General features: G+C 62.6%; 22 protein-coding genes. 9 read left to right on the top strand and 13 right to left on the bottom strand.

Translation table 11 applies throughout. From position 1 onward, the window contains the following. Positions 1-141: 141 nt before the first annotated feature. Positions 142-1,089, top strand: coding sequence for an alpha/beta hydrolase (locus NKH52_RS24045; RefSeq protein WP_352734008.1), 948 nt, complete (start codon positions 142-144; stop codon positions 1,087-1,089). 26 nt (positions 1,090-1,115) lie between these two features. Here the strand turns inward: NKH52_RS24045 and NKH52_RS24040 are convergent, their stop codons facing one another. Continuing rightward, positions 1,116-2,015, bottom strand: a complete 900-nt coding sequence (locus tag NKH52_RS24040; RefSeq protein WP_013531163.1) for a LysR substrate-binding domain-containing protein — start codon at positions 2,013-2,015, stop codon at positions 1,116-1,118. Positions 2,016-2,233: 218 nt separating this feature from the next. On the opposite strand from NKH52_RS24040, the gene NKH52_RS24035 reads away from it, so the two are divergent. From NKH52_RS24035 to NKH52_RS24025, 3 genes are all read left to right on the top strand, one after another. Further along, positions 2,234-2,419 carry a hypothetical protein gene (locus NKH52_RS24035; protein WP_013531162.1) on the top strand — a complete coding sequence of 62 codons (186 nt, stop codon included), beginning with the start codon at positions 2,234-2,236 and terminating at the stop codon, positions 2,417-2,419. Between the two features lie 338 nt (positions 2,420-2,757). Then, complete coding sequence (locus NKH52_RS24030; protein ID WP_023812324.1) at positions 2,758-2,892, top strand: hypothetical protein; 135 nt, start codon at positions 2,758-2,760, stop codon at positions 2,890-2,892. 345 nt (positions 2,893-3,237) lie between these two features. Further along, positions 3,238-4,176, top strand: coding sequence for a GlxA family transcriptional regulator (locus tag NKH52_RS24025; protein ID WP_348625597.1), 939 nt, complete (start codon positions 3,238-3,240; stop codon positions 4,174-4,176). A gap of 78 nt (positions 4,177-4,254) precedes the next feature. Here NKH52_RS24025 and NKH52_RS24020 read toward each other — a convergent pair whose 3' ends face one another. The 12 genes from NKH52_RS24020 to NKH52_RS23965 all read right to left on the bottom strand — a co-directional run bounded on the left by NKH52_RS24020 (position 4,255) and on the right by NKH52_RS23965 (position 19,409). Further along, entirely contained in the window at positions 4,255-4,596 is a 342-nt protein-coding gene (locus tag NKH52_RS24020; protein ID WP_352678313.1) for a peptidase inhibitor family I36 protein, read from the bottom strand. A 155-nt stretch (positions 4,597-4,751) separates the two neighbouring features. After that, positions 4,752-5,600, bottom strand: coding sequence for a DUF1194 domain-containing protein (locus NKH52_RS24015; RefSeq protein WP_352734006.1), 849 nt, complete (start codon positions 5,598-5,600; stop codon positions 4,752-4,754). Positions 5,601-5,684: 84 nt separating this feature from the next. Next, positions 5,685-8,246 carry a GcvT family protein gene (locus tag NKH52_RS24010; protein ID WP_352734005.1) on the bottom strand — a complete coding sequence of 854 codons (2,562 nt, stop codon included), beginning with the start codon at positions 8,244-8,246 and terminating at the stop codon, positions 5,685-5,687. Between the two features lie 154 nt (positions 8,247-8,400). Next, the gene (locus tag NKH52_RS24005) at positions 8,401-9,159 is read right to left on the bottom strand and encodes an FkbM family methyltransferase (protein WP_352734003.1); all 759 of its coding nucleotides are present in this window, start codon (positions 9,157-9,159) and stop codon (positions 8,401-8,403) included. Then, a complete protein-coding gene (locus NKH52_RS24000; protein WP_352734001.1) occupies positions 9,156-10,382 on the bottom strand; it encodes a hypothetical protein in 1,227 nt (408 codons plus the stop codon). The genes NKH52_RS24005 and NKH52_RS24000 overlap by 4 nt, the downstream gene beginning before the upstream one ends. A 21-nt stretch (positions 10,383-10,403) precedes the next feature. Continuing rightward, positions 10,404-11,834, bottom strand: a complete 1,431-nt coding sequence (locus NKH52_RS23995) for an aspartate aminotransferase family protein (RefSeq protein WP_352734092.1) — start codon at positions 11,832-11,834, stop codon at positions 10,404-10,406. 104 nt (positions 11,835-11,938) lie between these two features. Then, complete coding sequence (locus tag NKH52_RS23990) at positions 11,939-12,943, bottom strand: NAD-dependent epimerase/dehydratase family protein (RefSeq protein ID WP_352733999.1); 1,005 nt, start codon at positions 12,941-12,943, stop codon at positions 11,939-11,941. After that, positions 12,940-13,389 (bottom strand): EamA family transporter, encoded by a 450-nt coding sequence (locus NKH52_RS23985; protein ID WP_352733998.1) that lies wholly within the window; start codon positions 13,387-13,389, stop codon positions 12,940-12,942. The genes NKH52_RS23990 and NKH52_RS23985 overlap by 4 nt, the downstream gene beginning before the upstream one ends. A 124-nt stretch (positions 13,390-13,513) precedes the next feature. Beyond that, entirely contained in the window at positions 13,514-14,866 is a 1,353-nt protein-coding gene (locus tag NKH52_RS23980) for an FAD-binding oxidoreductase (RefSeq protein WP_352733996.1), read from the bottom strand. Positions 14,867-14,868: 2 nt separating this feature from the next. Continuing rightward, positions 14,869-16,302, bottom strand: coding sequence for a UbiA family prenyltransferase (locus NKH52_RS23975; protein ID WP_127291837.1), 1,434 nt, complete (start codon positions 16,300-16,302; stop codon positions 14,869-14,871). Between the two features lie 202 nt (positions 16,303-16,504). Continuing rightward, positions 16,505-16,768, bottom strand: coding sequence for a hypothetical protein (locus NKH52_RS23970; protein WP_023812335.1), 264 nt, complete (start codon positions 16,766-16,768; stop codon positions 16,505-16,507). A gap of 154 nt (positions 16,769-16,922) precedes the next feature. After that, on the bottom strand, positions 16,923-19,409 hold the full coding sequence (locus NKH52_RS23965; protein ID WP_352733994.1) for a mechanosensitive ion channel domain-containing protein: 2,487 nt from the start codon (positions 19,407-19,409) through the stop codon (positions 16,923-16,925). A gap of 225 nt (positions 19,410-19,634) precedes the next feature. Between NKH52_RS23965 and NKH52_RS23960 the strand changes: the two genes are divergently transcribed. The 5 genes from NKH52_RS23960 to NKH52_RS23940 all read left to right on the top strand — a co-directional run bounded on the left by NKH52_RS23960 (position 19,635) and on the right by NKH52_RS23940 (position 26,427). After that, the gene (locus tag NKH52_RS23960) at positions 19,635-20,894 is read left to right on the top strand and encodes a sarcosine oxidase subunit beta (protein ID WP_352733992.1); all 1,260 of its coding nucleotides are present in this window, start codon (positions 19,635-19,637) and stop codon (positions 20,892-20,894) included. A 17-nt stretch (positions 20,895-20,911) separates the two neighbouring features. Next, positions 20,912-21,223 (top strand): sarcosine oxidase subunit delta, encoded by a 312-nt coding sequence (locus NKH52_RS23955; protein WP_127291845.1) that lies wholly within the window; start codon positions 20,912-20,914, stop codon positions 21,221-21,223. Next, positions 21,220-24,213, top strand: a complete 2,994-nt coding sequence (locus NKH52_RS23950; protein ID WP_352733990.1) for a sarcosine oxidase subunit alpha — start codon at positions 21,220-21,222, stop codon at positions 24,211-24,213. Before NKH52_RS23955 ends, NKH52_RS23950 begins: the two co-directional genes overlap by 4 nt. Beyond that, positions 24,206-24,808 (top strand): sarcosine oxidase subunit gamma, encoded by a 603-nt coding sequence (locus tag NKH52_RS23945; protein WP_352733988.1) that lies wholly within the window; start codon positions 24,206-24,208, stop codon positions 24,806-24,808. Before NKH52_RS23950 ends, NKH52_RS23945 begins: the two co-directional genes overlap by 8 nt. 176 nt (positions 24,809-24,984) lie before the next feature. Beyond that, a complete protein-coding gene (locus NKH52_RS23940; RefSeq protein WP_352733987.1) occupies positions 24,985-26,427 on the top strand; it encodes an MFS transporter in 1,443 nt (480 codons plus the stop codon).

Raw genomic sequence — 26,427 nt, 5'->3', positions numbered from 1 at the left:
TTTGCCGCGCCGCTGAGCATCGCGGCGCGGATCACACCAGCGTGTAGACGCGGGCGTGAATCTTGACATTTTCAGCCACGGCACGATCTTTCGATTTAGGGGGTTCTCTTAGTCGGCTTTGGCCGAAGTTCGCGTATCCGCATGCCAAGTTTGAAAAGCCATGTCGTGTCTTTTGTCCTGCGGCACAGCCGCAAGCAGGCATTTGCCAGTCCGGAAAATCTGCAGCGCTGGATCGCGGCCGCCCGCAAAACCGAGAACCACCGCCCGCCCGCCTCGCTGCACCAGCGTCTCGACATCGAGATGCATACGGTCGATGGCTTCCCCGTCTACGAAATCGCACCCAGGACCGGCGAGCAGAAGCGGATTCTCTACTTGCACGGTGGTGCCTATGTCTTTGAAATCACCCCCTATCATTGGCACCTAATCGCCGAGATGGCGGATCGGCTGGGCTACGGGATCACGGTGCCGATCTATCCAATCGCTCCCGAACACGATTTCCATGCCATGTTCGGAATGGTTGGCGATGTCTACCGGCAGATGCTCACCGAGACGGAAGCCGAAGACATCGTCTTCATGGGCGATTCCGCCGGCGGCAATATGGCTGTGGTGCTGACCATGATGGCCGCCGAAGAAGGACTGCCCCTGCCGTCGCGGCATGTGCTCATTTCGCCGGGTCTCGACGTGTCGCTTACCAATCCCGCAGTGTTCGAGGCGGAACGCAACGACCCTTGGCTGGGCATAGCTGGCGGACGAGAGGCAATTCGCCTGTACAGTGCCGGCATCGATCCCAGCGATTGGCACATCAGCCCGGTCTATGGAGATTTGTCCGTGCTGCCAAGAACGCTGCTTTTGACCGGCTCGCGCGATCTTTTGACTCCCGACAATCTGATCTTCGCCGAAAAAGCCCGCGCAGCCGGCGTTGAAATCGATCTTGTCTATGAGGAAGGCATGTTCCACGTCTGGCCGCTGATCGACATGCCGGAAGCGCGGCGCGCCCGCGAGCGCATCGTCGAATTTCTCGGGGAGAGCCGGATCGTACAAGATACGAGATTAAGGCCTGAAGAGCGCCCAGCCGAAGCGGCGGAGTAGCTTATATAATCGTCCTTACCAGCCGGTCAGAACTTGCCGGTTTCCCGGAAGACTTCGAAAGTCGCGCGGATATGGTCGGCAACGGCCTTGACCGGGGCACTGGCATCCGGCGCCACCACCATTGCCAGATTGTAGGTCCCGATGTCGGGCATGCCGTCCTTCGGGCAGAGTTCGACCATGTCATTGCCGAGGAACGACTTCGGCAATGGCGCCACGGCGAGATCGGACATGATCGCGGCGCGCTGGCCGGCCGTGTGCGCGCTCATATAGGCGATGCGGTAGTTGCGGCCCTCGCGGCCAAGCGCGTCGAGCGCCCCGGCACGCCAGGCGCAGCCCTCTTCCCAAAGCGACACCGGCAAGGGCTCGCGCAAATGCGCGCAGCCGCCCTTGGCACCGGCCCAGACGATCGGCTCGGTCAGCAGCACCTCGGCGCCGAGCGCGCTGGTCTTGTAGGAATTGGTCAACAGCGTGATGTCGAGCGCCCGGTCGTCCATGCGCCGGCGCAGATTGCTGCTCTGGTCTATGGTGACGTCGACGGCGATCGACGGATGCGACTGCGCGAAACGCTTCAGCACATGCGGCAGCACGCGCTCACCGTAATCGTCCGGCGAGCCAAGTCGCACCACACCGACAATCTCGGGAATGATGAACTTCGACACCACCTCGCGATTGATGGACAGCAGCCGGCGGGCATAGCCGAGCAGCATCTCGCCGTCCGTCGTCAGCGACACCGAGCGAGCGTCGCGCGCGAACACGGAGCGGCCGAGAATGTCCTCGAGCTTCTTGATCTGCATTGAAACGGCCGACGGCGTGCGGAACACGGCATTGGCGGCGGTGGTGAAGCTGCCGGTCTCGGCAATCGCCACGAACGTGCGCAAAACATCGAGATCGAGCAGTGGCAGCGGATGATTGAGCGGGGCGTTCATGGCAACCGACCTTCAATTTTTCTGATACAAAACATCATTCCATTTCGTTTGATTGAACATCAGAATGGGAGGATAGTCAACTCCATCGAAGCAGTAGCTGCCACAAGCAGCCATGAAACGACCTCGACACAGACCTGCATTCGACACGAAATGAAGTTGAAACAAACCCGCAGTAGCCAACTCGCTGTCTGGCACTAGCCAACCCAAAGGAGAAAGAGATGTCTATCCTGTCGTCCCTTGGTCGCATCGCGACCGAATTCAGCGCGGCACGCGCCCGCTATCAGACCGAGCGCGCTATCCGCTCCCTGCCGATCGAACTGCAGAAGGATATCGGCTGGCCTGAAGCTTCCGACACCAAGACCGGTACTCGCAATGGCATCGGATCCTGGGCTGGAGCAAAGTAGATCGTGTGTACCATGTGCTGAAGGCCTGCCGTGCAGCCCGCCCGGCAGGCCTTCTCTGTTTTACTTGTATTCAACTGAGCTTTGGAGCCATGTCGCCGGCGCATGACGCATATGAGAAAGCCGCATAGCGGCTCCTGTTTCCAATTAATGCCTTGTAAATAATCGTAAATTTTGGGCACCTTGCTCAAATCTGTCGCTATCGATGTCGCATTTCATATCAAGCGCTTCGCTTTTGCGATTTAGTTTCTGCTTACACAAGCCTATATCGGCGCCAGCAAACGAGCTGCCCCACTCCATCAAGCGAAGGCGACCCGTCTAAGCAACAAATGGAGATGATTATGAAGCTTTTTGCACGCCTCTTTGCCCGCCGCGAAATGAACCTGACCACCGCTCTCGAGCGTCAGCGTCTTGCCAACACCATGCCCGGCCAGACCGGCGCCATGAATGCGGCGCGCCTCGGCTTCATCGCCTGAAGATTTCTAGAGGCAGCGCATCCCCGCCGCTGCTTTAAAACTGCAACGCCGCCTGGCTCCAGCCAGAGCGGCGTTTTGTTCTGCGCGCAGGCCGTACGTTGCCCGTCCCTTGAACAGTTCGTGCCACTTCCAGGGCTCGCTGCACGCCGATTGCCCATTTGCGACCCATGTCGCAAATTTAATCTTGTCGTAGCGGCGTAGCCGATTGACAGACATGGTTTTTCCTGATGTCGCTATGCTATTCGCGACATCCTGTTCGCGCCATGGCTGTGTGAGGTTCCCTTGAACGCGGTAAAGCATCCGATCAAGCGATCGTTTGTATTCTTCCTTATTCCCGATTTCACCATGATCGCTTTTGCGACCGCGCTCGACCCGCTGCGCTCGGCCAATCGCATGCTCGGCTACGAGGCCTATCGCTGGCGCCTCGCCAGCATCGACGGCAAGCCGGTGCGCGCCTCGAACGGGGTCGAATGCGCGGTCAACACGTCGCTCGAGGATGAACGCAAGAAGATGGCAGGTCCCGACCGGCCGAACATGGCCATCGTCTGCAGCGGCATCAATGTCGAGCGCTACCAGAACAAGTCCGCCTTCGCCTGGCTGCGCGAGGAATACAATCGCGGCGTCGCCGTCGGCGGCCTGTGCACCGGCGCGCATATCCTTGCCGCCGCCGGCCTGTTGTCCAACAAGCGCTGCGCCATCCACTGGGAGAACCTGCCGGGCTTTTCCGAAGCGTTCCCGAAGGCCAATGTCTTTGCCGACCTCTTCGAGATCGACCAGAATATCTACACCTGCGCCGGCGGCACTGCCGCGCTCGACATGATGCTGAAGCTGATCGGCGACGACTTTGACGAGAACCTCGTCAACCGCGTCTGCGAGCAAGTGCTGACCGACCGCGTACGCAGCCCCACCGACCGCCAGCGCCTGCCACTACGCGCCCGCCTCGGCGTCCAGAACTCGAAAGTGCTGACCATCATCGAACTGATGGAGGGCAATCTGTCGGAGCCGCTGTCACTGATCGAGATCGCCGACCATGTCGATCTGTCGCGCCGCCAGATCGAGCGGCTGTTCCGCACCGAGATGGGCCGCTCCCCTGCCCGCTACTATCTGGAAATCCGGCTCGACCGCGCCAGGCATCTGCTAATCCAGTCGTCGATGCCGGTAGTCGAGGTGGCGGTCGCCTGCGGCTTCGTCTCGGCATCGCATTTCTCCAAATGCTACCGAGAACTCTACGCCCGCTCGCCGCAGCAGGAGCGCGTAGACCGCAAGCAGCTGCTGGCGGCCTGATCCGATACGCCCACGGACAAACAGGCTAGTGTCATGATATCGTCAGGCAGCGGCGCGCCCCGCTGCCTGAAACCAACCTCAGTAATCGTCGCAGGTGCATTCCGCCGAGGAGATACGGTCGTTCCAGTCACTGCCGCCCAAATTGCGGATCCTGCGCGTGATCTCGATCGAGCGGCCGCCCATCCGAGAATCCTCATAGGCCACGAGCGTGCAGCCGCGGCGAACGATCACCGACGACACACGGTCATTCCAGAACTGGCCGCCACGAAAATTTACGGAATCCTCGGCACCCATGCCGATGGACCGCCCGCGAAAATTCCCGTTCTCGAACATGATGCAGGCAGCCTGGTTGTATTGGGCGCTGGCGACGTCGGCATACAGCAAGGACGCGACTGCGGTCAGGATGGCAAGACGTCTCATCGGTGTTTCCTCGGTTTGGCAGCGCTCCTGGCTGGATCACGCGGCCTGCCCAGTTTGCCACTGCTTCGGTAGCGGAGGCAAGCCTGGAGCTTAAGCCCGAGCAGATAGGCAATGGGAGCCGGTTCGGTCAAAGATCACGCTCAATGGGAAGAGCTTTAGCGGCTGTCGAACATCCAGCTGCGGTTTCGCCACATTTTCTCGCCGACCAGACAGTCGGTGGTGGACCTCTCCTGTGCCAATATCACCGGCGGATGGGCGGCTTCTTCCGCCGCCCATTGCGGCGAGGCCGGACCGGCGAGTTCCAACACCAGCTTGCGGCGAATGGCTTCGGGAAACTGCGTCCAGTCATTGACCGGGATCATGAAGGCTCCGGGACCACCAATAACGCAGTCGCTGTAGTAGCGATCGAGATTGCTGACGTCGTAGGCGCCGGTGAAGCCGCCTCGCGTCATCAGCGGCAGACCGTTGATGACGATGCCTTGCTTGATCAGCTCGTCGCGGGTCAGGTTGACCGGCGCGCCCTGATTGTTGGGGCCGTCGCCCGAAATGTCGATGACCCGCTTCGTGCCTCGGTAGCCGCTTTCGGCGAACAGGTCGTTGCCGAACTCCAGCGCTCCGGAGATCGAGGTGCGCCGCGCGCTGTTGGGCGGCTGCGCCGACAACTGCGCAACCACGCGCTCGGCGTCGGTGCGGCTGGCGATCACCGTCCACGGCACGATGACGCGCTGCCAGGTGGTACCGGCCCATTCGACATAGGTGACGGCGATCTTGCCATGGGCGCCATCGGCAATGGCCTGCAGCACATTGTCGTGCGTCAATGCGGCTGCGTAGCCATGACGCTGGATCTCGAGCTCTTCCGGCGACATCGACAGCGAGACATCGACGGCCAGCACCAGCTCGACATCGACGGGCTCGTCAGCAAGGGACGCCGGCGCCAACCAAAACGTCAGCGCGAACGCGGCACAGCCCGAAAGCAAATGTCTAGCACAGGCAAAAGCAGACATTCCGCAAGGGTAAGCGAAAGCAGCCCGTTTAAAAAGGGAAAAGCCCGACCAAGGCCGGGCTTTGCGTTCTCAAATTCTGCTGCTTCAACTGCGCGGCTTCAAATTCTCCGGATCATAAAGCGGCTTGTAGCCGACGGCGGCGACTTCGACCGGATATGTCTCGCCGAAATACTCGATGGTGAGCTTGCGGCCTTCCTGGGCGTACGCCCATGGCAGATAGGCGAGGCCGATGTTCTTGCCGATGGTCGGACCATAGGCCATCGACGTGGTGAACGACCGGCGGCCGAGGTCGTCGACCAGCGTCTCGCCGGTCTTCGGGTCCATCACCGGCATCGTGCCGACAGGATAGCGGGCAACGCCTTTGGAATCGACATTACTGGTCATCACCAGCGTGCACAGCATGGCCGGTTGGTGCTCGCGGGCGCGGTATTCGACATGCTTGGCCTTGCCGCAAAAGTCGTTCTCCTTGACCTTCGGACGCGCAAGATCGGCTTCGAGCAGGTTGTACTCGGTCAAAAGGTCGGCGTTCTGCAGGCGCAGGCTCTTTTCCATACGGCGGGTGTTGGCATAGGTCTCAACGCCGAAGGGCATCACGCCGGTCGAGCGCAGCGCGTCCCAGACAGCCAGGCCGTCCTCGTAGCGCATATGCAGTTCCCAGCCCTGCTCGCCGACATAGGAGATGCGGAAAGCGGTGACATCCTTGCCGCCGATCCGGACCGGCTTGATCGCCGCGAATGGGAAGTTCTCAACAGAGAGCCCGTCCGGATTTTCGACCACCTTCTGCAAGGTCGCCCGGGCGTTCGGCCCCCAGATGCCGATAGTGACATACTTCTCGGTCACGTCGGTGATGGTGACGTCGAAATCTTTGTCCTGTGCCGTGCGGCGCATGTACTGGAAGTCGCGCGGACCGGCGTCGGCGCCATCGATCAAACGGCAGCGATCGGCCATGCGGATGACGGTAAAGTCGGCGCGCACCATGCCTTCCTCGTCGAGGAAGTGGGTGTAGATGCCCTTGCCGATGTTGTTGTCGCCGCCGATCTTGGCCGCGCACAGCCATTCCAGCAGCGCGACATGGTCCGGACCTTCGATGTCATACATGGCGAAATGCGACAGGTTGACGATGCCGCAATCCTCGCTCATGGCGAGGTGTTCGGCATTGGAGACGCGCCAGAAATGGCGGTTGTCCCACTCGTTCTCACGCACCGGCACCCGGTTGCCGTATTTCTCCAGCAGATGCTCATTGGCGGCGTAGCCGTGGGCGCGCTCCCAGCCGCCGAGCTCCATGAAATAGCCGCCGAGTTCCTTCTCGCGTTCCCAGAACGGCGAGCGCCTGAGGTTGCGGCCTTTGGAGAACGGCTCGCGCGGATGCACCGCCGGATTGTAGACCTTCATCGCCGTCTCGGTGCAGCGATCCCAGATGAATTGCTCCTTGGTCTGGTGCGGATAGAACCGTGCATAGTCGATGGCATGGTGATCGATCGCGGTGCGACCGTCGGTCATCCAGTCGGCGATCAGCTTGCCCATGCCGGGACCATCCTTGACCCAGATGGCAACGGCATACCACAGGCCCCGCACCTTCTGGCTCTCGCCCATGGACGGGCCGCCATCCGCGGTCACCTGCAAGAGACCGTTGAAGGAATGGCTCTCATTGTAGCCGAGTTCGCCGAGGATCGGCGTCAGTTCCATGGCGCGTTCGAGCGGTGCCAGGATCTGCTCCATGTCAAGGTCGCGCTGTGAGGGCGAAAGCCGCGCCTGGTCCTTCTCCAGCAGGTCGCGCGGATGGCAAAGGCGCGGATTGGTCTCTTCGTAGTAACCCCACTCGATCTGCCCGCCCTCGGCGGTCTTGGGGTCGCCGGTGTCGCGCATATAGGCGGAGTTGCCCTGGTCGCGCAGCAGCGGCCAGCCGATCTCCTTGCCGGTGCCGGCGAACTCGTTGTATGGGCCGAAGAAGGTCAGCGGATGGTCGATCGGCATGACCGGCAGGTCCTCGCCGACCATTTCCGCGATCAGCCGGCCCCATATACCGGCGCAGACGACGACATAGTCGGCCTCGATGGTGCCGCGGTCCGTCACCACGCCTGATATGCGGCCGTCCTTGACGACAAGCGACCGGGCCGGCGTGTTGGCAAAGGATTTGAGCTTGCCCGACGCTTCCGCCTGGTCGACCAGCTTGCCGGCGACGGTCTGCGAGCGCGGAATGACCAGACCGGCGTCCGGGTCCCACAGGCCGCCTTGCACTATCGCTTCTTCGATCAGCGGAAACTTTTCCTTGATCTCGGCCGGTTCGATCAGCCGGGCGCGCGTGCCGAACGCCTTGGCCGAGGCAATCTTGCGCTTGATCTCTTCCATGCGGCTATCGTCGCCGACGCGGGCGACCTCAAGACCGCCGATGCGCGCGTAGTGGCCCATCTTCTCGTAGAAATCGATGGAGTAGAGCGTCGTCCAGCACGACAGGAAATCGTGGCTGGTCGTGTAGCAGAAGTCGGAGGCGTGCGCGGTCGAGCCGATATCGGTCGGGATGCCTGATTTGTCGATGCCGACGATGTCGTCCCAGCCGCGTTCGATCAGATGATGGGCGATCGATGCGCCGACAATACCGCCCAGGCCGACGATGACGACCTTCGCCTTTTTCGGAAACTCTGCCATTGCCCGCGACTCCAAAGTGATAAAGCGGGCGGACTATAGGGCGGAGCGGCAGCACGATTGAAGCCTGTTTGCGACATTGGCAAAAAGCCGAGCGACCCGACGGCAGAATGCTTCACACCGGCGCCTGGGGCGGTTCGCTTTTCGGTGGGCTAACTCAGGCGAAGGCCCAGATGTCCTCGGCCTGGAAACCGACCTGATAGCCTGATGTCTTCAGCTTGACCACGACCTGGCCGATCTCGGCGGCCGGCAGCGCGCCAACCTCGACCTTGATCATACCGGGGCGGTAGCGCTTGAGGTCGAGCTGTTCGAAGACGATCCAGTCGGCGCCCTCGCAATCGACGAGGAAGGCGTCGATATGGGTGATGCCGTTGCGGTCGAGCAGCGTCTGCAAGGTCTCGGATGGCACCTCGATGTCCCTGAGATGCGGTGCGAACTTGTTGAAGTTGGTGTCGGCCTCACCCCAGGCATTCTTGCCCGACATCAGATTGGTGTCTGTGACCGACGAGCAGCCGATGAACTCGATCGGCAGCGTGCCGGCCTCGAGCGCGGCGGCATCGAAGGTGTGAACGGTGATTGTCCCCTTGGTCTTCGTCACCGCCACCGGCTCGATGATGAACCGACCCGTGTCGGGGTAGTTGGCGCGCAGTCGTTTCTGATTGTACGGGATCGGCTCGACCAGCATGGCGCGTGCGCCAGATATGCGGTGTAGCCACGGCGTGACGTCATCGAACAGCGCACCGTCGCAGGCTCCGACATTGACCATCTGAAACGGCCGTCCTGCCCCACCAAACCGCGCCTTCAGCGCTGCCTTGGCCAGGAATTTCGTGCCGCGCAGCGACGGCCCGCGATCGAGAACGCCACTGGGAAGACCGAGCGACAGGGCAACGCGCGCCAGGCTGGATAGCGAACTCATGACTTGTCTCCGGGAATGATTTGCGAGGCAGCGCGATTCTGGCTGCGGGCCACGGCTGCCCACCACGCCATGAACGGCGTCGCCAGCAGCAGGAATGGCGGGATCAGATGCGGGAAATAGATGCGTGTGTCGTGGATCGGAAAGACGGTGAACTTCGCCAGCGCGCCGAGCACCAGTGCCGCGAACAGAATGCCGGCGCCGCGATCGAGACGGAAGCCGGCGCGGGAGGTGGCAAACCAGCCGGCAAGTGCCAGCACCGACACGCCGACCCAACTGTTCAGGTTGACGGCGCGCAGCAGCGAGGTGGCGAAAGCTCTGAGATAGGCACCCACCGAGAATGGCGGTTCGAACCCGTCCATATTGTAGTGCTGCTCGATGCTGGAGAACCACAGATGCGGCCACCAGCCGGGATGATGCGCCCAGTGCGAGATGGCGAAATAAGCGACGAAAGACGAGGCAAAGCCGGCCAGAGCACCCCATGACTTCTGCCGGAACACGACCAGCAGGATTGCGAAAATCGCAAGGAAAACAATATTGTCCGGCCGCACCATGAAGGCGAGGAAGAGCAAGGTCGCCGTCGCCACCTCGCGGCCGCGGACATAGGCATAAAGCCCGCCCAGCAACAGCGCCGATGTGAGCAGATCCGGCGTCGAGGCGCGCGCCGCATCGCCGAAATCGGCCATGATCAGCACCGCGCCGACCACAGGCGCCAAGGCCAGGGCCCCCTCGGAGCGCAGCCACATCAGGGCGATCGCGCCGAACAGCAGAACCGAGAACACTGAGACCAGGCGCATCGCCTCGACCGGCGACATCACCGCGCTCATCGTCGACAGGATCTCGGCGTAGAGGAACTTGATCCGGTACATGCCGAGCAGCGAATGGAAGTCGGCGGCATTCTCCGCCATATGGCTGCGGAAGCCGCCGCCATCATCGGTCAGCGCCTTATAATCGCTTGCCGAAACGCCCGATTTGACTGTGTTGTAGGCATAGTCGTGCAGCGCTTGTGCATCGGGATAGGTGCCCTCCTCCGCTATGGCGAGATAGGGCAGCATGTCCCAGTTCGCGTCGGGCATCACCCACGCCGTGAACGCCGTCAACAATATGTAGAGCGCGAAGGCCGCGGCGCCGATGGGTGCCGCCAGCCGCGCATAAGTCCCCTCGCCCCACGCCAGACCGGTGAGCCGGTCGAGTGGGTTTTGTGGAGCGGGCGACTTGGTCAGCATCGTTGTACCCAGCGAACTCGCTTAACGAACCTGGCTTTTGACGAAATCCTTGACGATCGACACGATGCCGCGCGACAGCAGGCTGTCGAAGGCATCGACGAAGCGGTCGACATGCTCGCGCTGGCAGATCAACGGCGGCTCCAGCCGGATGACGTTGCGGTTGTACTCGGTGAAGGCGACCAGCACGTCGTAGTCGCGCAGCAGCAACGCGCCGACGAAGCCCGACAGCGAGCCCTTCAGCTTGTCGTCGAGCACGCTGACGATCGGCCGCAGCACCATCGGCAAGGTCTGCGAGAAGTCGTGGAACTCCAGGCCGACCATAAAACCCTTGCCGCGCACATCCTTGATGATCTTCGGGTACTTTTCCCTGAGCGCTTGCAGCCGCTGCAACAGATAGTCGCCGGTGACGGCGGCGTTGTCGATCAGCCCCTCGTCATAGAGCACGTTGAGCCCCTCGATCGAAGTGACGCAGGCCTCGCCCATGCCGCCGAAGGTTGCCATGGCATGGATCATCGCCGTTTTCGGCGTGCCATAGGCCTTCATGTAAACCTCGCGCCGCGCGATCATGGCTCCCACCGCCGCCTTGCCGGCGCCAAGCGACTTGGCCAGCGCCGTCACATCGGGAATGACGCCGTAATGCTCGAAGGCGTAGAAGCGGCCCGAACGGCCGTAGCCGCACTGCACTTCGTCGGCGACCCACAGCACGCCATACTGGTCGCACAGCGCCCGCAGCTTCTGCCAATATTCAGCAGGCGCCTGGATGATGCCGCCGCCGCCCTGGATGGTTTCCAGCACGATGACGCCCACCTCCGGGTCGGAACGGAACAGGCGCTCGACCGCCTCGATGTCGGCAAACGGGATGCGGACCGTGTTCTCAGCCATCTTGAAGTCGGCGCGGTAGAGTTGGCCGTCGGTGATACCCAGCACGCCCTTGGTCTTGCCGTGGAAGGAATTTTCGGCATAGACGATCTTCGGCCGCTTCGGGCCGGCGGCGCGCTCGGCGAGCTTCACCGCCGCTTCCATCGCTTCCGAACCGGACGAGCCCAAAAATACCATGTCGAGATCGCCGGGCGAGCATTTGGCGATGTTGTGCGCAAGTGCCGCCGCATATTGCGACATGAAGGCGATGGCGATTTCCTGGCGCTTCTCCTCCTGGAATTTCTTGCGTGCTTCCAGGATGCGCGGATGATTGTGGCCAAAGGCCAGCGAACCGAAGCCGCCGAAGAAGTCGAGGATCTTGCGGCCGTTCTGGTCGATGTAGAACATGCCTTCGGCACGCTCGATCTTGATCTTGTGGAAGCCGAGCAGCTTCATGAAGTGCAGCTGGCCGGGGTTGAGATGCGCTTTGAACAGGTCGGTCATGCGGGCGACATCCATCGCCTTGGCCTGTTCGACGCTGATCAAATCGGGCTTGGCGATGGTGGCGGGCGACAGCGCCGGCGCGCTGACCATGGTGCGCAAATTGGTCTGTTCGGGCTTGGCCATGACGGTCATTTCAATCTCCTGTCTGCGCGCACGACCAGGGTCGGGCGCAACGAAAGCTGTTTTGCGAGCCGCTATTCGGCGGGCACATGTTTGGTGGCGACTGCGTGACCGGCTTTCTTGGCGCGGTACTCGCTGTAGGCGGCGATCAGCATGTCCTCGTCGCGATATTGCGGCACCCAGCCGAGCTGGCGCCCGGCCTTGGACACGTCGAGCACGCAGTCCTCGTCGGCGATCAGATACTGTTCCGGGTCCATGATCGGCATGTTCAAGAGGTCGAGCAGGTCGAGCGTGCGCTTGACCGTCCAGCCCGGTGTCGGGATCAGGATCGATTTCGAGCCGGCATGCCTGATCAAATCGCCGAGCAATTTCTTGACCGGCGGCGGATTGAGCGAACCGAGATTATAGGCCTCGTTTGGCACGCCGGCCTTCCAGGCCGCGCGCGCGGCCTCGGCGCAGTCGAACACCGAGATGAACTGATAGGGATTCCTGCCCGAACCGATCATCGGCACGGGAAGGTTCCAGTCGATCAGCTTGAACAGTTTTTCCAGAATGCCGAGCCGGCCGGGACCGATGATCAGGCGCGGGCGAAACAGCGAGATCGACATGCCGCGCTCGCGCCATTGCGCGGCAAGTTCCTCTGTCTTCTGCTTCGACCAGCCATATTCGCCCAGCGGCGCCACCGGGTGCTCCTCGGTCATCGGCGTGACCGTATGGCCGTAGATCATGTCGGTCGTGTAGTGGACGAGTTTTGACGCACCGGCTCCGTCCATGGCCTGCATGATGTGCTCGGTGCCATGGAAATTCACAGGGAAAAAGAAATCGTGCCGCTTGGCGCGCACCTGGATCGGCGACAGCATCTTTGCCGACAGATTGTAGACCATGTCGTCGGCCGTGAGCCCAACCGCCGCGACCGAGGCCGGATCGGTGACATCGCATTGGATAAAGCGGACGCTGCGATAGTGCGGCAGGTCGCTCTTGACGATGTCGGCGACGACAACCTCTTCACCATCGGCGACAAGCTTCGGGGCAAGATGGCGGCCGACGAAACCGTCGCCGCCGAAAATCACATGTCTCATCGAACGATCTCGTTTGCTTGGATCTTGTCGGGCGTGATGGAAGCGGTCTGGTCCTCATGCCCTTGCTTACCCAAATCCCGGCCACTTTGCGCGATCAGCACCGTGCCGACGCAGATGAAGGCGATGCCGGCGATGCGCCAGCCATTGAGGTCCTCGCGGAAGACGAAATAAGCGAAGATGGCGACGGCAACATAGGCGAGGCTGAGGAACGGATAAGCGAAGGAGAGCTCGACCTTGGACAGCACATAGAGATGCGAGGCCATCGAGATGACGAAGGTACACAGGCCAAGGAACACCCAGGGGCTGAAGACGATCTGCAGCAGCTTGACGAGCGGATTGACGCCCTCGAACGAGATCGGTCCGAGCGACATCATGCCTTGCTTCAGCATCAGCTGCGCGGCGGCATTGGTCATGACGGTAAAGAGAATGAAGACGATGTATTTCATGTGTTCCAAGCCACCCCTTCGCGCTTCCTATTACAAACCCGCAAACATTTGGTGAAGTCCCAACAATGTTTTGAGTGAATTGCGTTGTTAATCACCAATTAATCAAGAATTATTCGAATTTTATCTACTCGGCGGCCTCGACGGAGCCTCGTCGCGCATCCAATCTCTTCGCAGTGCGCGCCCAGAAGTCAGACATGAAGGCGTGGTCGCGGAGCGCTTCCAGCCGCTGCCATTCAGGAAAGGACGAAGCGAAGATTTCGGCCCCCATGCGGGCGTCCTTGTACGGATTGACCGCGCCGCCGGCCTCGACCGTGATGCGGTCGAGCTCCCGCAGCAGCGCCAGCGTCGCAGTCCCCCTGTTGGGGAAATCCAGTGTCAGCGTGTAGCCGGGACGCGGAAACGACAGCAACGCCGGCGAGCGGATGGAGCCGAAGCGTTTCAACACGGTGAGGAACGAGCCCTGCCCGGCTTGCCTTGCAGCCGCCAGCAATGCCGGCACGGCCTCCCGCGCCGTCTCTTCCGGCACCACGCTCTGGTGCTGGAACAGCCCTTTTGGCCCATAGAGCCGGTTCCAGTCGCGCACCCCGTCAAGTGGAAAGAAGAAGCCCTGATATCCGGCCTGGCGCGGCACCGTTGCTCGGCTCTTCCTCCACCTGTAGGCAGCGTTGAAGGCGGTCAGGAACGGCCGGTTGAGCACATTGAACGGCGGTTGGACCGGTACCGAGAAATTGCCGCCGGCGCGCGAGGCGGCATGCGAGCCGTGCTCGGCGTGATTGCCTGTAAACAGCAACCCGCGACCGCTGTTGCGGCCGCCGGCCAACTGGTCGATCCAGGCGACCGCATATTCATTGGCCTGATCCGCCGCCCCGGCCAGGTCGAAGAATTCGCAGAGATCGCGAAACGGCGTCGCCTTTTCGACGATGTCGAGGGAATGCACCCGCATCAACCGGATCGAGGCCGACAGAATGAGGCCGGTCAGCCCCATGCCGCCGATCGTCGCCGCAAACAGCCGCGCATTGTCTGTCGCCGAGCAGCGATGGGTCTTTCCATCGGACCTGAGCAGCGTGAAGCTCTCGACATGGCAGCCGAAGGTGCCGCGCCGATGATGGTTCTTGCCATGCACGTCATTGGCGATGGCGCCGCCGAGCGTGACGAATTGCGTGCCTGGCACAATGGCGGGGAAGAAGCCGTAAGGGGCGGCGTGGGCGATGATGTCGGACAAGAGCACGCCGGCCTCGGCCTCGAGAACACCGGTTTCGGCGTTGAAGGCGTGGATCCGGTTCAGCGATCGCATATCGACGACCGCTCCGGCCTCGTTCTGGCAGGAATCGCCGTAGGAGCGGCCATTGCCATAGGCAAGCAGCGACGCCGGCTTGGCCCGACCGCCCTTCAGCAGCGCGATCGCCTCATCGGCCCCGATGGCGCGCGGCGCCGGCGGTGTGGCAAGGCCAAAGCTTGGGAAACGTCCGGCGGTCATGCCTACCAGCCCCCGATGACCAGCATCACCGCACCGATCAGCACCACGATCTGGCTGCGCCAGTCGCGGATGATGAACACGACCGGATCGTCATGCATCTCGTTGCGGCGCGCCAGGATCCAGACGCGCATGGTGAGATAAAGCACGATCGGCGCCAGCGGCCAGATCAGCCATGGATGCGGATAGAGCTCCCGCACCGCGACACTGTCCATGTAGAGCGCCAGCACCAGCGCCGAGGAGAAGGCCGAGGCCATGCCGGCCTGGGCGACGATCTCCTGGTCCTCCGTGCGATAGCCGCGACCGGCAATGCGCTCGCCAGGCGGGATGGCGGTGGTGCGCAATTCGACGAAGCGCTTCACCAGCGCCAGCGACAGGAAAAAGAAGATAGAGAAGGCCAGCAGCCAGAACGAGACGTCGACGCCGGTCGCCGCCGCACCGGCCAGGACGCGGATCGTGTAGAGGCCGGCGAGCGTCAGCACATCGACCAGCAGCATGCGCTTGAACGACAGCGAATAGGCAGTGGTGACGACCATGTAGCCGCCGAGCACAGCCATGAATTCGGGCGACAGGAACAGCCCGGTGCCGATGCCGATCGCCAAAAGCACCGCGATCGCGCCAAGGCCGAACGGGATCGACAGCGCACCGCTGGCGAACGGCCTGTTGCGCTTGGTGAGGTGTTTGCGGTCGAGCGCGAGGTCGAAGAAATCGTTGAGGATGTAGATGGCCGATGCCACCGCACTGAACGAGACGAATGCCAGCAGGCATTCCCAGATCATGTCGGTGTTGAAATATTCATGCGAGAGCACCATCGGCACTGCGATCAGCGAATTCTTCAGCCACTGATGGACACGCAGCATCTTGACGATGGTCCGCAAAGTCGGCTTTGGCGCCGGCATCGTCTCGGCACCATGTGCCGCCTGCCAGCGCGCGGCATGGCGGTCGGGCGCGACGACGATCGCGTTGCGCGCTGCATCGAAGACCTGGAGATCGTGACGGCTGTTGCCGGCATAGTCGAAACCGCCATCGCCATAGGCTGCGATCAGCGAAGCGCGCTTCCTGCCCGAGGTGAGATTGGCGAGACCATCGGTGGCCAGCACCTGGTCGAAAATGCCGAGATGGGCCGCGATGGCGTCGGCGAACTTGCGCGGCGTACCGGTCGCCAGCACGATCTTGCGGCCTTCGCCGTGCTCAGTCCGGAGGCGGCAAAGCAGCACCTCGCGATAGGGCAGCGATGCCGGATCGATGTCGATGCGCTGCGCGATCGCCTGCTTCAGCCGCGCCGGCCCGCCGGCGGCCCAGAAAGGCACGAGGAAGATATAGAGCGGGTTCTTCTTGAGAAGGATGAACAGCCCTTCCCACAACAGGTCGGTCGCGATCAGCGTGCCGTCGAGATCGACCGCAAGCGGTATTGCGTTCCTGTCCGACCGCGCATCCATGTCCTGCCCTGCCCGCGTAGAGTTGCGCGCCGCTTTTCGGCGTCTTGAGGCTGGTATAGCGGGCGATGACGTAGCGAACGTTAAAACGCACGGTTGCAGACGGCTGCCATGGGGGTATTTCCGGCGTCATTGTTAAACAACCGCTACCGGAAACGATAAAAGGCCGGGCAAATTCCCGGCCTCCGCAATCGTGACGCCAGGATTACTTGATGCGGGCGACACCGCCCGAGATCTCGACGGTTTCCGAACCGGTCAGGGCTTCGAGGTCGCCATTGGGCAAGGTGACGAAGCAGCCATTCGGGCAGAACTCAACCGTTTCGCCACCGGCCAACGCAAGGTCGGTCTTGCTGCCGCCCTCGGTGACGACCAGCGTTCGGGTCTCGGCGTCCTTGTTGACCGCGCTCGCGGCATGGACCGAGCCGATAGCGGCGACCAGGGCGACGGCAGCGACGAGAGACTTCCACATGGTGCAATATCGGTGTTCCCACCGCCTCTGTTGCATTTCGCAAGGCATTTTCGCCTTTGCATGGAGCTTATATGAGATGGAAGCTGAACCGCAACTGAATGCCCCATTCATGCCGCAATCGGCTTTCGATGGTTGAGACTCACGGATTCCCAGCTTAATCTGGATCCGGCTTCCTGGTTTTGCGGGACTTGACCAGTCGCTTCTTCTCCGCCTCGGCTTCGGCCTTCACCTGCTCCTGTTCGGCGAAGTCGGCCTCGATCTTGTCGTCGTCTGTTGGCCAGGCCTTGGGCTTGTGGGCCTCGACCACGGCGCGTGGCGTCGAGGGCATCTCGATGTGTTCGCTGCTGAATTTTTCAAGCACGGCAAAACGGATGTCGTTCTGCGCGATGTTGCCGTTCATCACATCGGCCAGGAACACGCGGATCTCGAATTCCAGGGCGGCAGGGCCGAAATTGGAAAATAGCACGAAGGGTTCGGGGTTCTTCAGCACCATCGGGTGGCTGCGGGCGATCTCCAGCAGGACGGCATGAACCTGCTTGACGTCGCTGCCATAGGCGACGCCGACCTTGATGTCGATGCGGCCGAGCTTATTGCGGTGCGTCCAGTTGCCGACGGCGTTGTTGATCAGGTTCGAGTTGGGCAGGATCACCGATTGCCGCTGGAAGGTTTCGATCTCGGTGGCGCGCACGCTGATCTTCTTGACTGTGCCGCTGACATCGCCGGCAACGATCCAGTCGCCCACCTTGAACGGCCGTTCGGCCAACAGGATCAGGCCGGAAACGAAATTGGACACCACGTTCTGCAGGCCAAAGCCGATACCCAGGGAAAGCGCGCCTGCGACCAGTGCCAGGCTGGACAGGTCGATGCCCGCCGCCGAGATGCCGACCAGTGCCGCGAGCGCGACGCCGGCGTAGCCGACCGCCAGCCGGATCGAGTTGCGCACGCCGGTATCGACCTTGCCACGCGCCATCACGGAACCGTCGAGCCAGCCCTGGAACCAGCGTGTCAGGAAATAGCCTATGACGAAGACGACGATGCCGGAGAGGATGCCGGTGACCGAGATCGTCACCGAGCCGATGTTGATCCCGGTTGCGAGCTTGTAGGCCCAGGCCTGGATATCGCCGGGCTGGAAACCCCACATCAGCAGGATCAACGGCAGGAACACCAGCACGATCATCACATTGATGGCAACGCTGACGACAAGGCCGAGCTGGTCGAGGGCTGTATCCTCGTAGCTGGATTTGGCCGACAGCCAGCGCCCGACGGTCGTGTTGGCGAAAGCACCCTCCTCGCCGATCGCCTGCGCCGACAGGAAGCCGATATAGGCGGTGATCAGCACGGTGCCGGTAACGACGACCTGCAACGAAACGAACAGAGCAAGGCCGATGTAACCGAGCAGCGCCGCGACGATGGTGAAAAGACCGAGCGCAAGCGCCGTATAGCGCAGCCATGCCGGCCAAGGCCGCCAGCTTCCGTCACGCGCCTTGAACGGCCTCAGCATCGCCATCAGGATCAGGATGACGCCGACGATGATGGTGGCGCCGAAACTGCGGGCGATGGTCAGCGACAGCGGCGAGCCCATCTTGTCGTTGATGACCGACAGGAAATAATTGACGCCGATGACCACGGCCATTGCGGTCGTCAGCCGCACCAGCCAGCGCGCCGGACCTGTCTCGACGGGGATAAGGCGCCAATTCGGCAGCCGCGGCTCGAGCGCCGCATTGGTCAATCGGTTGACGCAGAACACCACCCCGATGACGGCCGCGAGCGCATTCAGGAAGAGGCCGATGTCGCCACGCAACACATTGTAATAGTTGAAAAAGAACACCGTGGAGGCCAAGAACACGCCAACCGCCAGCGTCGGCAGCAAGGTCGACCAGAAGGCCACCGACAAGCGGCTGAGATAGGATGGATCCTCATTGGCAGGGTCGGCTTCGAACACGCGCCCGAACAGGCGCCGGCCACCGACCAGCAGCACCAGCGCCAGCCCGAGCGCCACGAAGGTTGCCGCCAGAATGGCCTGGAACTTGAACTTGAAAGCGAAGCTTAGCCATGACGACACCGCTTTGTAGAAACTGCCGAATTCGTCCCTGGCGTCCGAAAAGACCTGCGGGCTGAGCGCGTCGGACAGCACATAGCGCTTGGTGAGCACATTGCGGAACAGCTCGCTGCGCATGTTGCCGATCTTGTCGATCAGCCCGCTGATACGGATCGAAAGCGATTGGGCTTGCGCAATGACGGCGTTGATCTCCGCCTTTTCCGACACCAGCGCCTCGCGTTCGCCGCTGACGATGTCGGGCTCCGGCGGCTGACCCGCCGCAGGTGCCGCGCCAAGCTGCTCAAGACGGCTGTTGATCTCGCCAAGACGCGTACGGAAGGCCAGTGCGCTGTTCAGCGATTGCCGCGACAGCTCCTCGAGTTGCAAGCGGATATCGACAAGGCTGCTATCCTCCTCGCCGTCCTGCTGTATCTGCTTCTCGAAATTGTCGGTCTTGGTCGTCAGCGCCTGGATGATCTTCTGCTGGTCGGCGACCAGTCCGGCAGGCGCCTGGCCAAGCCCCTGTGCCACCGCATCGAACGACAGCGGCGCCGAGACGACAAGCGTGAGGATCAAAATGAGACGAAGCAATCGGAAAAGCATGATTTGTTGGCGACTCATCGGCGGCAAAGGCAATTTGAAAGCCTGTCCTTGATAAAGACGGCCCTATCATGGGGCAAGCCGTCGCATTGCGGACCCATCCGGTCATTGACGCCGACCGATCCCCGACCAATGCGTCGGCCAGTCGAAAGGCAATGGCGCAATACTGGCTTTGCGGATGCAGCCTGCTCTATAGTCTGCCGCATCGCCCGAACCGGATGACAAATGATGGCAGAGTACTCGGCCTTTTCGCTGCTCGCGAACGCGCTCAACGGAAACAAGGATTGGAAGCCGGCATGGCGCAAGCCGGACCCGAAGGCGTCCTATGACGTCATCATCATCGGCGGCGGCGGTCATGGGCTGGCGACCGCCTATTATCTTGCCAAGGAACACGGCATCACCAATGTCGCCGTTGTGGAAAAGGGCTGGCTCGGCTCCGGCAATGTCGGCCGCAACACAACGGCGGTGCGCTCGAACTATCTGCTGCCGGCCAACACCCGCTTCTACGAACACTCGATGAAGCTGTGGGAAAACCTTTCGCACGAGCTCAACTACAATGTCATGTTCTCGCAGCGCGGCTGCCTGAACCTGGCGCACACGCCGGCCCAGTTCGACGACTATGCAAGACGCGGCAATGCCATGCGCCATCTCGGCGTCGACGCCGAACTGATGACGAAGGCGCAGATCAAACGTCTGATTCCGGCGATCGATATCTCCGACAGCGCGCGCTTTCCGGTGGTTGGCGGCCTGATGCAGCGACGCGCCGGCACCGCCCGCCATGATGCGGTGGCCTGGGGCTATGCGCGCGGCGCCGACCGTCGCGGCGTCGACATCATCGAAAACTGCGAGGTCACCGGCTTCCTGCGCGACGGCGACCGCATTTCAGGCGTGACGACGTCCCGTGGCGACATCCGCGCCAGGAAGGTGGCCGTTGCGGTCGCCGGCAGCACCGGACGTGTGATGCAACTGGCCGGCATCGAGACGATGCCGATCGAAAGCCATGTGCTGCAGGCCTTCGTCACGGAATCGCTGAAACCATTCATCGACACCGTAGTCACCTTCGGCATGGGCCATTTCTACATGTCTCAGTCGGACAAGGGCGGCCTCATCTATGGCGGCGACATCGACGGCTACAACAGCTACGCCCAACGCGGCAATCTGCCTGTCGTCGACGAGGTGATGAGCGAGATGCTGGCGCTGTTTCCGGGCCTTGCCCGCGTGCGCATGTTGCGCTCCTGGGGCGGCGTCTGCGACATGTCGATGGACGGCTCGCCGATCATCACCGCCGGTCCCCTGCCCGGCATGTATCTCAACTGCGGCTGGTGCTATGGCGGCTTCAAGGCGACGCCGGCTTCCGGCTGGTGCTTCGCCTGGACCATCGCCAAGGACCAGCCGCATGACCTCAACGCACCCTTCACGCTCGACCGCTTCCATCGCGGCCTGGTGATCGACGACAAGGGCCAGGGTGCAAACCCGCGGCTGCATTAGGCATTAGGTAGAATCCAATGTTGATCACTTGCCCCTATTGCGGCCCGCGCGACGTCACCGAGTTCACCTATCAGGGGGACGGCAACCGCGAGCGGCCCGACCCCGCCTCGCAGAATTTCGAGGCATGGAACGCCTATGTCTATGACAGGCTGAACCCGGCCGGCGACCACAACGAAATCTGGCAGCATTCCGGCGGTTGCCGCGCGCATCTGCGGGTCGTGCGCAACACGCTGACGCATGAGATTTTGAGCGTCGCCTTCGTAAGGGGTGATCATGGGCGCGGCGATCACACCTCGGCCGCGCGCCGCAAGGCGGAGGGCAAGTCATGAGCTCGCGCCGCACCGACACTGGCGGCCGCATCGACCGGCTGAAGACCATCCGCTTCACCTTCGACGGCGCGTCCTACACCGGCCATGCCGGCGACACGCTGGCATCGGCACTGCTGGCCAAGGGCGTCACCCTTTACGGCCGCTCGTTCAAATGCCACCGTCCGCGCGGGCTGCTGACGGCTGGCGTCGAGGAGCCCAACGCGCTGGTGACGGTGCTCAAGGGCGAGGCTCGTGAACCCAACATCCCGGCGACCATGGTCGAGATCCATGACGGCTTGGTTGCCGTCAGCCAGAACCGTTTTCCCTCGCTTGCCTGGGATATCAACGCCGTCAACCAGCTCGGCGGCAAGATCCTGTCGGCCGGCTTCTACTACAAGACCTTCATGGGACCGGTGGTCGGCCCGCTCAAAGGCACGCGCTTCTGGATGTTCTGCGAGCATTTCATCCGCCGCGCCGCCGGCCTTGGCAGCGCCGGATCGGCGAAGGACCCGGCCCGCTACGAACGCATGAACGCCTTTTGCGACGTGCTGGTGGTCGGCTCCGGCCCGGCCGGACTGATGGCCGCCAAGGCCGCCGCCGATCAGGGCGCGCGCGTCATGCTGGCCGATCTCGAGCCGCGTTTCGGCGGCTCGGCCAACTGGTCCGATGAGACGATCGATGGCGCGCCGGCCGCAGACTGGGCCCGTCGCACCGTCGCCCAGCTCGAAGGCCGCGACAATGTCCGGCTTTTGCCGCGCACCACGGTGTGGGGCTATTACGACAACAACACGCTTGCCGCGCTCGAACGGGTCAGCGACCACAAGGAACAGCCAGGCAAGGGCGAACCGCGCCATCGCTATTGGGCGATCCGCGCCAAATCCGTGGTCCTGGCCACCGGTGCTTTTGAGCGCCCGCTGGTATTCCCCGGCAATGACCGGCCAGGCGTGATGCTGGCGCATGCCGCCGAGCGCTACGCCAACGAATTCGGCGTGCTGCCGGGCGAGCGGATCGCACTGTTCACCAACAATGACAGCGCCTATCGGGCGGCGGTCGCCTTGAAGAAGGCCGGTGCCGCGGTCGTCGCCATCGCCGATGTCAGGCCGGAACTTTCGCCGGAGATGCGCAAGCTGGCCGCGGAAGCCGAGGCCGAGATCTTCGCCGGCCATGCCGTCGTCGCCACCGAAGGCGGCAAGGCGCTGTCCGGCCTCAAACTGCAGCGCTTCGACATGACCAATGGCACGCTCATCGGTGATGCCCGCAGCATCCACGCCGATTGCCTGCTGATGTCGGGCGGCTGGTCACCGACCATCCATCTGGCCAGCCAGGCCGGTGCCAAAGCGGAATGGAACGCCGCGCGGCAAGCTTTCCTGCCGCCAAAGCCGACACAGAGCTGGATCGGCGCCGGCGCCTTCACAGGCAGTTTTTCGACGCTCGAAGCGCTCGCCGAAGGACGCGCCGCCGGCCTCGCCGCCGCCGGCGGGCAGAGCACACCATCCATGCTGCCGACCGTCGAAGCAGTGCCTGACGATCCCGATCCCGCCCCGGTGTTCGAGATCAGGGCCAAGGGCAAGAGCTTTGTCGATTTCCAGCACGACGTCACGGCAGAAGACGTGCGGCTTGCACACCGCGAAGGCTTTGTCTCGGTCGAGCATCTCAAGCGCTACACCACGCTCGGCATGGCGACCGACCAGGGCAAGAGCTCCAACGTGCCTGGCCTGGCCATCATGGCCGAAGCGCTGGGCAAGCCGATCCCCGAGGTTGGCACGACACGCTTCCGGCCGCCTTTTGCGCCGGTGTCGATCGGCTCGCTGGCGGCGGAACGCTTCGGCGACCTGAAGCCCGAGCGGCTGACGCCGATGCATGACTGGCATCTGGCCAATGGCGCGACGATGTATTCCGCCGGCCTCTGGTATCGCCCTATGATCTACGGGCTTTCAGGCGAAACGGTCGAGCAGGCCTATGTGCGCGAAGCCAAGGCGACGCGCGAAAGCGCCGGCATCGTCGATGTCTCGACATTGGGCAAGATCGCCGTGCAAGGCCCTGACGCCGCCGCATTCCTCGACCGCGTCTACACCAACATGTTTTCGACGCTCGCCGTCGGCAAGGCACGTTACGGCCTGATGCTGCGCGAGGACGGCCTTGCCTTCGACGACGGCACCACATGGCGGCTCGGCGAGCAGGATTTTCTGATGACCACCACCACGGCCAATGCCGGCAAGGTGATGCAGCATCTCGAATATTTCCTCGACGTGATCTGGCCGGAGCTGAAAGTCCACGTCACCTCGGTGACCGACGAATGGGCAGGTGCCGCGATCGGCGGGCCGAGGGCCAGGCAGATCCTTGCCGCTTGCGTCACCGGCACCGCGGTCGACAATGCCACCTTGCCCTTCATGGGCATCGTGCGTGGCGATATAGCAGGCGTGCCGGTGATGATATGCCGGCTGTCCTTCTCCGGTGAAATGGCCTTCGAGGTCTATTCCGGCGCCGGCTACGGCACCCAAGTCTGGGAAGCGCTTGTTGAAGCCGGCAAGCCGTTCGGGCTGGTCACCTACGGGCTCGAGGCACTGGGCACCATGCGCATCGAAAAGGGCCATGTCACCGGCGCCGAGATCGACGGCCGCACCACGGCACGCGACCTGCATCTCGACTGGATGCTGTCGAAGAAGAAGCCTTTCATCGGCTCGGCCATGATGGACCGCGAAGGCTTGGTCGCATCGGACCGCCTCGAACTGGTCGGCCTGATCGCCCTCGATAACCGGCCGCTCAACGGTGGCGCCCACATCGTCGAGGAGGTTGACGAAGCCAATCCGCACGACTCCATCGGCCATATTACCGCCTGCTGCTATTCGCCGGCGCTCGGCAAGCATATCGCGCTGGCGCTGGTCAAGGGCGGCAAGGCACGGCAGGGCACGCGCGCCCATGTCTCCGATCCCTTGCGCAACCGGTTCGGACCGGTCGAGATCGTCTCCAACCACTTCTTCGATCCGGACGGGAGCCGCATGCATGGTTGAGCGCCAATCACCCGAGCCCTTGTCGCCGCTTGAGCCCGAATTCCACGTCGGCTCGCACGGCAATTTCGAGCATGGTGTCGAGATCATCCTGACCGAGACGAGGCCGGGGTCGATCGTGCAGCTCGCCGCCTGGCCCGGCGAGGAGAAGAAGCTGATCGCGGCCATCCGCACCGTCACCGGGCTTGCCCTGCCCGATGGCGCCGGCGGTGGCCTGAGCGACGGCGTGAAGTCGGTTTTCGGCTTCGCGCCGGGAAAGTTCACCGTTGCCGACGAGGCCGAAGGGCTGGCCGCTGCCTTTGCCAAAGCGGTCACCCCCATCATCGGCACCGTGACCGATCTTTCACATGGCCGCACCGCCATCCGCATTGCCGGGCCTAAGGCTGAATGGGTGCTGGCGAAATTCTTCGCCATCGACTTTTCGCTGCCGGCCTTTCCCATCGGCGCCGGCCGCTCGACCACCCATCACGACATCTTCGCCCAGATCCAGCGCACCGGCGCCGACCAGTTCGACATCTATGTCTTCCGCTCGTTTGCACGCTCGTTCTGGAAGGCGCTCTGCCACGCCAGCGAGGAAGTCGGCTACGAGGTGCAGTAGGCGGCGGTGCCGAACGGTCGCATCGCTCCTGCTTCTGGCATCAAGGCCAGCCGGTTCTGCCGCTAGAGAATCTGGCCGCAGGCGCCCATGGTGCGAAAACGTGGCCGCCCAACCGGCCCAGGGATATGAAATCCCTTCTTCAAGAGTCGGCACATTCGTTTGGTTCGAACATCTCCATGACCGCAGAACTATCCGCCGGCGCCACGGATCGCGCCGATGTGCCGGCCAGAGCCTTGCTCCTGCTGCCGCTAACGGTCGCCTGCGGCGTGTTCATGACCAGCCTCGACCAGAATGTCGTGGTGACCGCGCTGCCGGGCATCAGCGAAAGCCTCGGGCGTCCGCCCAGCCAACTCGGCCTCTTGATTACCGTCTATGTTGCCAGCCTGATCATTTCGATGCCGCTTGGCGGCTGGGCCGCCGACCGCTTCGGCCTGCGCAACGTCTACTGCTTTGCCTTGCTGGTATTCGCCGCCTCGTCGGCGCTCTGCGGACTGTCTGATAACATCTGGACGCTGGTCGGTGCGCGTGCGCTGCAAGGCTTTGGCGGCGCCTTGATGGGCACGCTCGGACAGGTCGTCATCCTGTCGACCTTTCCGCGCAGCCGAACGCTGAAGATCAACATGTACATCTCGCTGGCCGGCCAGTCCGGACCGTTGGTCGGTCCGCTCGTCGGCGGCGCGCTGACCACCTACATTTCCTGGCGCTGGATCTTCTTCATCAACGTGCCGTTCGCGCTGGCTGCGGCAATTCTTGCCGCCTCGCTGTTTCCGACGATGACCAAGCCGGTGCGCACGCCGTTCGATTTTCCGGGCTTCCTGCTGGTCGGCAGCGGCATGGTCCTGCTGGTCTTCGGCATGGATTCGCTTGCCGCCAAGGATGCCGCGGGCGGCATCATCGCCGCCGAACTGGCGCTGGCGCTCGTTATCCTGACCATCGCCTCGTTCTACTGCCTGCGCGTGCGCAATCCGCTGCTCGATCTCAAGCTGTTGCGCATCCGTACCTTCCGCATTTCGTTCCTCACCGGCGGCGGGCTGGATACGATCGGGCTCAGCTCGGTGGTGTTCCTGCTGCCCTTGATGTTCCAGCTCGGCTTCGAGATGAGCGCGGTGCAGGCGGGATCGCTGACCTTCGTCGCCGCGGTCGGCTCCGTGGCCATGCGGTTCTTCATGCCGCGTGTCCTCAACCGTTTCGGCTTTCGCCGCGTGCTGGTCTACAACACCCCGATCGTCGCCGTGATGGTCGCCGGCTTCGCCTTGATGCAGGCGACCACGCCGGTGTGGATCGTGCTCACCTACATCTTCGTCTTCGGCGTCTTCCGCTCCGCGCAATGGGCCTCGACCGGCAACCTCGCCTATTCCGACATCGCGCCCGAGCAGCTCGCCCGTTTCAGCGCGCTCTATTACATATTATGGCAGCTGGCGGTGGCGATCAGCGTTGGCTTGGCCGCCGCGGCACTGTCGTTTCTGGCGGGCGGCGGCCCTGCCGTCGCCGACGACTTTCGCGTCCTGTTCGTGATCGAGGGCGTCATCACGCTCTGCGCGCTGCTTGCCTACCTCAAGCTGACGCCGCAAGACGGCGCCCATGTCAGCGGCCACGGCGCACAGATGAACACGGAATGA

Origin of the sequence: Mesorhizobium sp. M1066, assembly GCF_040318635.1 — a bacterium.
Taxonomy (GTDB): Bacteria; Pseudomonadota; Alphaproteobacteria; order Rhizobiales; family Rhizobiaceae; genus Mesorhizobium.
The sequence above is the reverse complement of the archived record's forward strand: the minus strand, read 5'-3'. Positions and strand labels throughout refer to the sequence as shown.